This is a genomic window from Blastomonas sp. UPD001 (assembly GCF_003426715.1).
In the GTDB taxonomy this organism is placed as follows: domain Bacteria; phylum Pseudomonadota; class Alphaproteobacteria; order Sphingomonadales; family Sphingomonadaceae; genus Blastomonas.
In genome coordinates, this window is sequence record NZ_QKVT01000001.1 from 914325 (window position 1) to 925755 (window position 11431).

The window sequence follows — 11431 nt, forward strand, 5'->3', positions numbered from 1 at the left end:
CCCTGGCCTCCAGGTCACTCGGCAGCGAGCGGCCCCTCGGTGAACTGCAGCGCCGAAAGCCGCGCATACAGGCCGTTGCGTGCGGAAAGCTGATCGTGCGTGCCTTCCTCGACAATGCCGCCGTCGCTCATCACGATGATGCGGTCGGCCGAGCGGATGGTCGCCAGCCGATGCGCGATGACCAGCGTCGTGCGTCCCTGCATCAACCGCTCGAGCGCATCCTGCACCAGCTTCTCGCTCTCGGCATCGAGCGCCGAAGTCGCCTCGTCGAGCAGCAGGATCGGCGCATTGCGCAGCAGCGCGCGCGCAATCGAGATGCGCTGGCGCTGCCCGCCCGAAAGCCGCGCCCCGCCCTCGCCCAGATAGCTGTCGAGACCCTCGGGCAGCTTGCGCAGGAACTCCTCGGCATTGGCCGCGCGCGCCGCCTCCCAGATCTGCTCGTCGGTCGCAGCCCAGTGGCCATAGCGCAGATTGTCGCGCGCGCTCGCGGCGAACAGCACGCTTTCCTGCGGCACGAACGCCAGGCGCTGGCGGATTTCCCTGGGATCGGCGGAAGAGAGCGCAACGCCATCGATCCGCACCGATCCGGCCTGGGGATCGTAGAAGCGCTGCGCGAGCTGGAACAGGGTCGACTTGCCCGCGCCCGAAGGACCGACGATCGCGACGGTCTCGCCCGGCGAGACCTGGAGCGAGAAATCCTTGAGCGCCAGCGTTTCGGGCCGGGTCGGATAGGCAAAGCTCACATTCTGGAAGCTCAGCTGGCCGCGCGGCGGGACCGGCAGCACGATGGGATTGGCCGGAGCCTTGATCTCGGGCTGTTCGTTGAGCAGTTCGTTGAGCCGTCCGGCCGCGCCGCCGGCGCGCAGCAGATCGCCATAGACCTCGGTCAGCGCACCGAACGCGCCGGCGACCAGACCGCCGGTGAGCACGAATGCGGCGATGTCGCCGCCCGAAAGCCGTCCTTCGATCACGTCGATCGCGCCCTGCCACATGATCGCGGTGATCGCGCCGAAGATCAGCGTGATGACCACGGCGGTGAGGCTGGCGCGCAGCGTGATGCGGCGGCGCGCGGTGGCAAAGGTGGTCTCGACCGCCTCGCCGAACCGTGCAGCTTCGCGCTCTTCCTGGCCGAATGCCTGGACGATCTTCATTGCGCCGAGCACTTCGGTGGTGGTCGCGCCGACATTGGCGACGCGGTCCTGGCTCGAGCGCGCGACCTTTTCCAGCCGCCGGCCGATGAACACGATCGGCAGCACGACCAGCGGGATGCCGAGCAGCAGCATGCCGGTCAGCTTGGGCGCAAGCGAGAAGAGATAGACGATGCCGCCCACGCCAACGACCAGGTTGCGCAGTGCCACCGACACGGTGGTGCCCACCACCTGCTCGACGATCGCGGTGTCCGACGTCATGCGCGAGGCGATTTCCGAAGGCCGGTTCGTCTCGAAGAAACTGGGGGCAAGGCCCAGCAGGTTGCGCTGGACCGCGAGGCGGATGTCGGCGACCACGCGCTCGCCCAGCCACGAGACGAAATAGAAGCGCAGCGCGGTCGACACGCCCAGGATCACCGTGATCATGAACAGATAGCGGAACCAGCGGCCGATATCCTCGGTGCTGCCGCCATCACCGCCAAAGCCGCGGTCGATCACGAGCTTGAAGCCCGCCGGAATGGCCAGCGTCGCACCCGCAGCCACCGTCAATGCCAGCAGCGCAAAGGCGATCTGTCGCGGATAGGCCGCCGCAAACCTGGCGAGCATCGCCAGATTGCCGAGCTGGCGGGGATTGCCCCGCTTGCCCTTGCCGTTTCCGGCAAGCTCCGCGCCCGGTTCGTCGATGCCCGCTGTGTCGTTTGCAGCCGCCGCAGCCACCGCTGGATTCTGTGTTTCCGCCATGGCGTTGCGACTAGCAGGCCCGCCCGTCGCACTCAACGATTTTGGGCTTGCCGCGCCTGCGTCACATCACCGTTTCGGGACGCGAAGTTTACATCTCGCTAAACGCCTGTAACCGATTGATTAACCCGGTCGTGCCATGCTTTTTACCGGCAACCAGGAACGCTGCGCCTGCGTTAATCGCTTGTATTTTCGGTGGTGCAGCGCAACATTGGCAGGTGAGAGGCCGCCGGACAGAGCCGCACCAAGCGGACACGGCGGTTTGCAGGGGAATTTGATGCTTTACCACGCCTATGAACTTCAACGCTCGTTCCTTTCGAGCGCGAGCGCCATCGCGACGATGGGCGCGAACATGCTGAACAGCCCGCTCAACCCGATGACGTTTTTCGGCGGCGAGCCGATCATGGCCTCGGCGCTCGAGGTCTTCGCGCATGCCTCGGCGCCGCGCGGGAAGCCCGCGTTCGGCATCGGCACGGTCGAGATCGACGGCGTTTCGAGCGCGGTCGATGAACAGGTCGTGCTGGAACGCCCGTTCGGTGACCTGATCCGCTTCCGCCATGAAAAGCTGGCCAAGGATGCCCCGCGCCTGCTGATCATCGCGCCGATGTCGGGCCATTATGCCACGCTGCTGCGCGGCACCGTCGCGCGGATGATCCCACAGCACGAGGTCTATATCACCGACTGGGCAGATGCACGCGACGTGCCGCTGAAGGAAGGCCGGTTCGACCTCGACGACTATATCGACTATCTGGTCGGTTTCCTCGAGCATATCGGCCCCGGTGCGCACATGCTGGCCGTCTGCCAGCCTTCGGTCCCGTGCTTTGCCGCCGCTGCGTTGATGTCGGCGGACCAGCATCCGTGCCGCCCCAGGACGCTGACGATGATGGGCGGGCCGATCGACACGCGCGAGGCGCCCACGGCGGTCAACACCATGGCCACGCAGCGCCCGCTGGCCTGGTTCGAGCATAACGTGATCGCCAAGGTGCCCTTCCAGTACAAGGGCGCGGGCCGCAAGGTCTATCCAGGCTTCATGCAGCTCACCGGCTTCATGACGATGAATCTGGGCAACCACATGATGAGCCATTGGGAGATGTTCAAGCATCTGGTCAATGGTGACGGTGAAAGCGCCGATGCGACCAAGGATTTCTACGACGAATATCGTTCGGTCTGCGACATGACCGCCGAATTCTACCTGCAGACGGTCGAGAACGTGTTCCAGACGCATTCGCTGCCCAAGGGCGAGTTCATGCACCGAGGCAAGCGGATCGACCCGGGTGCGATCACCGATATCGCGCTGCTGGCGATCGAAGGCGAACGCGACGATATCAGCGGCCTCGGCCAGACTCGCGCCGCGCTGACGCTGACGCCGAAGCTGCCCAGGGCGAAGAAGAAATATCTGATGGCCGAAAGCGTCGGCCATTACGGCATTTTCAACGGCAGCAAGTGGCGCGAGCGGATTGCGCCGGTCGTCGAGGAGTGGATTGCCACCCACAATTGATCGCACGAATGGGCCGGGAGCGGCGTTTCAGGCTTGCCGCCCCGGCCCCCGCCCCCTATCGCCGCGCGCATGATCAAGTTGAAGACCGTGCGCGTCGAGCGCTTTGCCGTTGACGGCAGTTTCATCATCAGCCGCGGCGCCAAGACCGATGTCGACGTCGTGTATTGCGAGGTCACCGACGGCACGCATGTCGGCTGCGGCGAAGGCACGCCCATCTATTACGAGGGCGAGACTGCGGACCTGTGCGCCGAAGCCATCGACATGCGCGCCAAGCAGAACCGCCCGCTGACGCGCGAGGACCTGCTCAAGACCATGATGGAAGGCGCAGCGCGCAACGCGCTCGATGCCGCATTGTGGGATCTCGAGGTTAAGGCCACCGGCAAGCCGCTCTGGCAGCTGGCAGGCCTGCCCCAGCCCAAGCCGCTGGTCACCGCCTATACTATCTCGCTCAACGAGCCCGAAGTGATGAAGGCCGATGCCAAGAAGGCGGCGGCCAAGGGCTATCCGCTGCTAAAGCTGAAGCTCAATGGCGACGATGACCTGATGCGCGTCGCCGCGGTGCGCGTCGGGGCCCCCGATGCGCGGCTGATCGTCGATGCCAACGAGGCCTGGGAAGAGGTCGATCTGGAAGAGATGACGGGCGCGCTCAAGAAGCTGGGGGTCGAGCTGATCGAACAGCCGGTCGAGGCCGGGTTCGAGGAGGATCTGGAAGGCGTCGAAAGCGCCCTGCCCTTCTGCGCCGATGAGAGCTGCCATGTCGCCGAGGATATCGATCGCGTCGCGGCGACCTTCCAGGCGGTCAACATCAAGCTCGACAAGGCCGGCGGCCTGACCGAGGCGCTGCGTCTGAGCGAAGCGGCCAAGGCGCGCGGGCTGAAGACGATGGTCGGCTGCATGCTCTCGACCAGCCTCGGCATCCGTCCGGCCTTCCATCTTGCGCAGACCGCCGACTGGGTGGACCTCGACGGCCCGGCTTTGCTCAAGAAGGACCGCGCGGGCGGATTCCGGTTCGAGAACGGCATCATCAGCCTCGGCTGATCAGGAGTAATCCGCCGCCCGCCCGGACGCGATGGGCAGGCGGCGGAATTCCGGGGTCAAAGCGCGGTTTCGACGTGCTTGCCCTCGAGGTCCTTGGCCGACATCGTGCCGCCGAACGCCATTTTCAGCTTGCCCATCAGCGTCATGTCCGCCTGCCAGATTTCGATATGGCTGGGATCAAAGCGCAGCATCACCAGATCGGGATCGTTCTTGCCCTGATCGTACCAGGCCTCGACCGAGTTCGACCAGAACTTGTCGATGATCGCCGGATCGTTGTCGATGGTGAGCATGCCCGAGATGCACGCGAACAGCTTGTGCCCTTCGCCGACATATTGCGCCATGGCATCGTTGGTCGAGGTCAGGCCCTCGGTCAGTCGGCTCGAACGCGATCCGTAGAACCAGATCGGGCCGTGACGGCCGTCGAACTGCGCGGTCATCGGCATGCTGTGCGCGACCTGGGCTGGCAGGCCGAGCATCAGGAACGGGCTGCTCTCCAGCGCGCTCCAGAACGCATCGAGCGCCTCATAGGTATCTTCGGTGGAAGCATGGGGGGTGTCGGGGGTCATATCGTGCTCCTGTAACGGGTACAAAGGATACGACGGACCGCGACGCGCGTTCCCATGGCCGGCACCAGCCGCTCGCAAAGAAGAACCCGCCCCGGCATCGCTGCCAGGGCGGGTCGGCCAGAACGGCGATCAGAAGACCTCGAACAGGCCCGCAGCGCCCATGCCGCCGCCGACGCACATGGTCACGACGACATATTTGGCGCCGCGACGCTTGCCTTCGATCAGTGCATGGCCCGTGCAGCGTGCGCCGGTCATGCCATAGGGGTGACCGATCGAGATCGAGCCGCCATTGACGTTGAGCAGCTCGTCAGGAATGCCGAGCACGTCCTGGCAGTACAGCACCTGCACCGCGAACGCCTCGTTGAGCTCCCACAGACCGATATCGTCCATCTTCAGGCCGAAGCGCTTGAGCAGCTGCGGCACGGCGAACACGGGGCCGATGCCCATCTCGTCGGGCTCGGTGCCGGCCACGGCCATCCCGACATAACGGCCCAGCGGCTGCAGGCCCTTCTGCTCGGCGAGCTTGGCTTCCATCAGCACCGCCGACGAGGCACCGTCGGACAGCTGGCTGGCATTGCCCGCGGTGATGTTCATGCCCGGGCCCATGACCGGCTGCAGGCCCTTCAGCCCCTCAAGCGTGGTGTCGGCGCGGTTGCCCTCGTCCTTGGTTACCTCGACATCGGTCATCGTGACCTCGCCGGTTTCCTTGTTCTTGAACGCCATCTTCGCCTTCACGGGCACGATCTCGTCGTCGAACTTGCCGGCAGCCTGCGCGGCAGCGGTGCGCATCTGCGAGCGATAGGCATATTCGTCCTGGCGATCGCGGCTGATATTGTAGCGCGCAGCGACCGTTTCGGCGGTCTGCAGCATCGGCATGTAGATGTCCTTGTGCATCGCCAGCAGCTCCGGATCGGGGCCGACGCGCATTTCGGGGGTCTGCACCATCGAGATCGATTCGACGCCGCCTGCGACGACAACGTCCATGCGGTCGACGATGATCTGCTTGGCGGCGGTCGCGATCGACATCACGCCCGACGAACACTGACGGTCGATCGACATGCCCGCGACGGTGACGGGCAGACCGGCACGCAGCGCGGCGGTTCGGCCGATGGTGTGCTGCACGCCCTGCTGGAGCGCCGCACCCATCACCACGTCGTCGACCTCGGCACCCTCGATACCGGCGCGTTCGACGGCGGCGCGGATCGAGTGCGCGGCAAGCGTCGGCGACGGGGTGGCGTTGAAGCCGCCGCGATAGGCCTTGCCGATCGGCGTGCGGGCGGTGGAAACGATGACTGCATCACGCATGGAAATTCTCCTTCAAAGGCTCGCCCCTGTTCGATGACGAGCGGAAACGGGTCACACGAAAAACTGGCTGATCCATTCGGCCATCACCGCGGGCTTGTCCTCGCCCTCGATCTCGACCGTGAATTCGAGCGTCTGCTGCCACTGGCCGGGGCGCTTCTCCTCGAGTTCGAGCAGCTTGAAATGGCCGCGCACGCGCTTGCCCGAGCGCACCGGCGCCAGGAAGCGCACCTTGTTGCCGCCATAGTTGACGCCCATCTTCACGCCCTCGACGCGCGGGCAGTCCGACTTGGCCATCAGCACCGGGAACAGCGACAGCGTGAGAAAGCCGTGCGCGATGGTGCCGCCGAACGGCGTCATCTTGGCCATTTCCTCGTTCACGTGAATGAACTGGTGGTCGCCGGTCGCATCGGCGAACTTGTTGATCATGTCCTGATCGACCAGCAGCCATTCCGAGGTGCCCAGATTCTGGCCGACCATGCCCTTCATTTCCTGCGGGGAAATTGCGCTCATTCCTGCTCTCCTGTCGCTGTTCGGGCGTGAGTCCTGCCGCCACGCCATGCCATGGAATGCGCGTCTTTTGGCGCTTTTCCGCCAGCCATACAAGGCCAGACTGCGCGCCGCTACGGCAAGCGGGCGATGCAACGCAGTTTACGGAAACGGAAAGCGAACTCTGCCCCGCCGACTCGGGCGCAGGATCACTCGTGTTCCTGCATCGTCACCTGATACCCACCCTCGGGATAGGGCATGACCAGCCGACCATCGGGCGCGGCGGTGAACGACGTCTGCGTCGGATAGGCGAATTCGAGCTTCTCGGCATTGAACCGCTCGAGAATGGCGATGCCGATCCGGTGCCGCGTTTCGAACACCACCTCGAAATCGGCGCTCATCACGTCGAAATCGAGCTCGAAATCGATCGAGCTGGCACCGAAGCCGACAAAACCGCTGCGGATGAAGATGCCGCCTGCCTGCTCGACAATCTTGCGCAGCATGCCGGGGACGAGCCGCGCGCGGTCGGGCGCGGTCTGATAGATCAGCCCGATGCGATAGCGCGTCCGCCGCCGGTTGAGCCGCGTGTAGTTGATGATCTGCTTGCCGAGCAGATTGGTGTTCGAGATGATGATCTCCTCGCCATTGACCGACCGCAGACGCGCGCTTTTCAGCCCGATCTTCTCGACCGTGGCGGTGGTGGTATCAAAGCCGATCGTCTCGCCGCGCTTGAACGGCTTATCGAAGATGATCGAGAGCGCCGCGAACAAATCCGAGAATATCCCCTGCGCGGCAAGACCGATGGCGATACCGCCGATGCCGAGGCCCGCGATCAGGCCGGTGACGTTCACGCCCAGATTGTCGAGCACCATGATGGCGGCGATGGCGAACAGCACCACCGTGACCAGCAACCGGATCAGCGACATCGCATTGGCCAGCGTTTCGCTGCCCGCATCGTCGCTGCCCGAAGCGCGGCGCTCGATCATCCCCAGGATGATCTCGCGCGCCCAGATCGCCACCTGGAACACCGCTGCGACGGTGAACAGGAAGGTCACCACCCTGACGATGCCGTCGGGCGCTTCGGAGAAGCCCACCACCAGCCGCGCGGCGACCATGATCAGGAAATATTGCTTGGTCTTGGACAGCGTCCGCCCGATGATCGCGGCGAGCGACAGCCGGTCGGGCTGCTTTTCGGCATAAATACGGGCATGGCGCTGAAGATAGGCGAGCGCCAGATAGATCGCGGTGCCGACGCCGACCGCGATCGCGATTTCCACGGCATGGTCGCTGATCCAGTTCCACAGGCTGGTCAGCTTCTGCTCGACATTCGCGGCCGTGATCGGTTCAGGCAGGACGGGGGAAGGCTCTGCGGTCTTTTTCGTCGTCATCCCGCCGAGTTAGGGTTCACGCGGGCATTAGGCAAGTTTCGGCGCGGTGCGACCGTCGATCAGCGGACGAAAGGCGGCTTCCTTGCGACGACGCGCCAGATAGGTGTCGAGCCCGATCTGCATCGCGATGAGCATGTAGACGAACGGCTGGAAGGCGATGCCGACAAAGGCCGAGCCGACCATGAAGATGATCTGGCCGTTCTGCAGCGCGAGCGCCAGCGGGACCACCCATTTCTCGTCCTCGCGGTTTCGCTTGCGATAGATGCGCTGGATGATCTCCATCCGGACGACCCCGCCGAAATGGATGATCAGCCAGAGAAAGAGGCCCAGAAAGCCCTGTTCGCCCAGCATCTCGAAATAGCTCGAATGATAGGCGCGGCCCTTGTCGGTGATTTCCTGTTTCTCGATCTGCGTGTTGGGGCCATCGCCCTTGGCGGCGACGGTATCGAACTTCACCTTGTTCTGCAGATACGCCTCGAAGCCACCGCCCATCGGGTTCTGCTGTACATATTTCCAGGTCCAGGCCCAGACCGCGACGCGTGTCGAGGCACTCTGGTCGGCCTTGTACTCGCCGATCGTCGCCATGCGATCGGTAAAGCTCGCCGGCAGGAACGGCACCGCCGCCACCGCGAGCGCGGCCGCCAGCCCGGCATAGAGGAAGCGGTATCTGACGAAGCGCAGCATCAGCACGGCAAGCACGCCGATGCACACCAGCCCCGTGCGCGCCTGGGTCCCCACCGGGATCAGCAGGCAGGCGAAGATCAGCGCATAGGCAAAGGTCTTCACCCGCCAGTCGGGCGGAAAGATCGTGCCGTAATTGGCCAGCCACAGGATCAGCGGGATGATGCAGATCGCGACGGTCGAGATGATCGACCCTTCGTAGAGCCCGCTATTGTCGGAGATCAGCAGTTGCATCACGCCATAGCCGCCGCCCGAGACAAGCGTCTTGATACCGCCGGTGATGATGATCGAACTGGCGCACAGCACCATCATCAGCCCCAGGGCCTCGATGCGCAGTTTGGTGCGCAGCGTCAGCGGCAGGAACATCGCGAAGACCAGTGCCTTCCACACCCATTCCCATTTGCCCTGCGCGTCGATCGGGAAGTCTGCCGTGCGCGTCGTATAGGCGCACCACATGAAGAGCAGCAGCATCACGCCCTGGCGGAACGAGACGCGCACGTCCTTCTTGTCGTCGGCAATCAGCCAGCCCAGGAACGCCAGGCCGAAGACGATCAGCGACACCGGCACCGCATTGAGCATCCAGTAGGACAGGCGCTGCGGCGCGACGATATCGACATAGGCATAGGCGAGGACGAAGATGAACGGCCGCTTGAAGCCCAATGCCAGGAACGCCATCAGGAAGCCGACAAAGGCAAGGTCACGCATCGGTGCCGTCCCCTTGCCCCGGACGAACCGTCCGCTGGAAGAAGCCGCTACCGGTCTTGTCCTTTTCGGGCGGGTCTTCCCTGTCCAGATCGGCGCGCCAGACCAGGCGCCAGGCGGCAAGCGCCACCAGCAGGTGCGAGATCGCAATGGCAAAATTGTCGACCATGAACCCGCGGCCCTGCCCAGAACGTGTGACGCGCCGACCATGCATCAGTCGGCTTGCGGTTTACAGCCATAAGCGCAATGGGTTGACGCGGCGTTAATCCTTTTGCGCCATAGGCAGGCGCGCCATGACCCGGATCTTGCACGTTCTTGACCATAGCCTGCCGCTCCACAGCGGCTACAGTTTCCGCACGCGCGCGATCCTGACCGCACAGCAGCGCGCCGGGCTGGAGGTGCGCGGCGTGACCAGCGTCCGGCATCAGGCCTCGCTGCCCGCCGGCTCGAAAATCGAGGCGGTCGAGCAGCATGACGGCCTGACCTTTCATCGGACGATGGAGCCGGTTTCGGGGCCGCCAGGGCTGCGTGAATGGCGCGATATCGCGGCGCTCGCCCGCGCGACCGAGGCGACGGCGGCGATCTGGAAGCCCGATATCCTGCACGCGCACTCGCCCGCGCTGAACGGCCTTGCCGCGATCCGCGCCGGGCGGCGGCTGGGCCTGCCGGTGCTCTATGAAATCCGCGCCTTCTGGGAGGATGCGGCGGTCGGCAACGGTACCGGCAGCGAGACCTCCGCCAAATACTGGCTCACCCGCCAGATGGAAAACCGCGCGGTCGCGCAGGCGGATGCGGTGGCGGTGATCTGTGAAGGCTTACGCGACGACCTGATCTCGCGCGGCTTTCCTGGGGACAAGATCATGGTCTCGCCCAATGGCGTGGACATGGAGCTGTTCGGGACGCCCGTGCCTGCCGATCCCGCGCGCGCCGAGGCGCTGGGGCTGACCGGCAAGACGGTGCTCGGCTTCATCGGCAGCTTCTATCCCTATGAGGGGCTGGACGATCTGATCGCCGCGATGCCGCTGCTGATCGCGCGCGATCCCGACATCGGGCTGCTGCTGGTGGGCGGCGGCCCTGCCGAGGCCGAGCTGCGCGCCCAGGCGGAACGCTCGCCCGCCGCGCACGCCATCCGCTTTGTCGGGCGCGTGCCGCATTCGGAGGTCGAGCACTATTACAGCCTCACCGACATCCTGGTATACCCTCGCAAGGCGATGCGGCTCACCGAAACCGTCACGCCGCTGAAGCCACTCGAGGCGATGGCGCAGGGACGGCTGGTTGCTGCCTCCAATGTCGGTGGGCACCGCGAACTGATTACCGATGGCGTCACCGGCACATTGTTCGCACCCGACAATCCCCCTGCCATGGCCGAGGCGCTGGCCGGGCTGATCGCCGGGCGCGACAGCTGGGACGAACGCCGCGCCACCGCGCGTCACTTTGTCGCGGAAGAGCGAAACTGGGCGCGAAATGTTCAGCGTTATCAACCCGTTTACCAACACATGCTAGAACGGACCATGGGCAGGCGCATTTCCAGCGCGGCCTGATGACGATGGCACCAGGGTTTTAGCAGCATGGCGACACCGCAAGCGGATGAACAGGATGGCACCGGCGATGCCCGGTCGAGCGTCCTGTCGCGCCATCCCGCCGCGATTGCGCTGGGCGGGGGCGTGGCCGCCGCGTTCGGCAGCAGCTTCATCCCGATGAATGCCATCGAGGGCTTTGTCACCGCCTATGGCATAGCCGAACTGCTGCCCGCGGCTGCCCCGCCGCTAGGCGATACCGCCAGGCTGGCGCTGAGCGCGGGCATTGGCACACTGACCGCAGGAGCGCTGGTGGCGCTGCTGCCGCGTGCGGAGAGCGACGATATGGGATTTGAATCTGCCA

General features: G+C 64.8%; 10 protein-coding genes and 1 pseudogene. 4 read left to right on the top strand and 7 right to left on the bottom strand.

Annotated features, from left to right (window positions below; all coding sequences use genetic code 11):
* Window positions 1–14: 14 nt before the first annotated feature.
* A complete protein-coding gene (locus tag DM995_RS04445) occupies window positions 15–1889 on the bottom strand; it encodes an ABC transporter transmembrane domain-containing protein (protein WP_116968632.1) in 1875 nt (624 codons plus the stop codon).
* Between the two features lie 274 nt (window positions 1890–2163).
* On the opposite strand from DM995_RS04445, the gene DM995_RS04450 reads away from it, so the two are divergent.
* Together DM995_RS04450 and dgcA are read left to right on the top strand one after the other, a co-directional pair.
* On the top strand, window positions 2164–3384 hold the full coding sequence (locus DM995_RS04450) for a polyhydroxyalkanoate depolymerase (RefSeq protein WP_116968633.1): 1221 nt from the start codon (window positions 2164–2166) through the stop codon (window positions 3382–3384).
* A 69-nt stretch (window positions 3385–3453) separates the two neighbouring features.
* Window positions 3454–4422: an N-acetyl-D-Glu racemase DgcA gene (gene dgcA, locus DM995_RS04455; RefSeq protein WP_023838208.1), complete on the top strand. Its 969-nt coding sequence runs from the start codon at window positions 3454–3456 to the stop codon at window positions 4420–4422.
* Window positions 4423–4478: 56 nt separating this feature from the next.
* Here dgcA and DM995_RS04460 read toward each other — a convergent pair whose 3' ends face one another.
* The 6 genes from DM995_RS04460 to DM995_RS21655 form a co-directional block, all read right to left on the bottom strand.
* Entirely contained in the window at window positions 4479–4988 is a 510-nt protein-coding gene (locus DM995_RS04460) for a pyridoxamine 5'-phosphate oxidase family protein (RefSeq protein ID WP_023838209.1), read from the bottom strand.
* 129 nt (window positions 4989–5117) lie between these two features.
* A complete protein-coding gene (locus DM995_RS04465; protein ID WP_023838210.1) occupies window positions 5118–6293 on the bottom strand; it encodes an acetyl-CoA C-acyltransferase in 1176 nt (391 codons plus the stop codon).
* Window positions 6294–6344: 51 nt separating this feature from the next.
* Entirely contained in the window at window positions 6345–6803 is a 459-nt protein-coding gene (locus tag DM995_RS04470) for a MaoC family dehydratase (RefSeq protein WP_116968634.1), read from the bottom strand.
* A 185-nt stretch (window positions 6804–6988) separates the two neighbouring features.
* Window positions 6989–8167, bottom strand: coding sequence for a mechanosensitive ion channel family protein (locus tag DM995_RS04475; protein ID WP_116968635.1), 1179 nt, complete (start codon window positions 8165–8167; stop codon window positions 6989–6991).
* A 27-nt stretch (window positions 8168–8194) separates the two neighbouring features.
* Window positions 8195–9553 carry a putative O-glycosylation ligase, exosortase A system-associated gene (locus DM995_RS04480; protein WP_116968636.1) on the bottom strand — a complete coding sequence of 453 codons (1359 nt, stop codon included), beginning with the start codon at window positions 9551–9553 and terminating at the stop codon, window positions 8195–8197.
* Window positions 9546–9719, bottom strand: coding sequence for a hypothetical protein (locus DM995_RS21655; RefSeq protein WP_198669250.1), 174 nt, complete (start codon window positions 9717–9719; stop codon window positions 9546–9548). Before DM995_RS21655 ends, DM995_RS04480 begins: the two co-directional genes overlap by 8 nt.
* Before the next feature lie 124 nt (window positions 9720–9843).
* Between DM995_RS21655 and DM995_RS04490 the strand changes: the two genes are divergently transcribed.
* On the top strand, window positions 9844–11091 hold the full coding sequence (locus DM995_RS04490; RefSeq protein ID WP_116968638.1) for a TIGR04063 family PEP-CTERM/XrtA system glycosyltransferase: 1248 nt from the start codon (window positions 9844–9846) through the stop codon (window positions 11089–11091).
* Window positions 11092–11118: 27 nt separating this feature from the next.
* Window positions 11119–11431: pseudogene (locus tag DM995_RS21660) on the top strand (hypothetical protein); the annotation flags it as partial.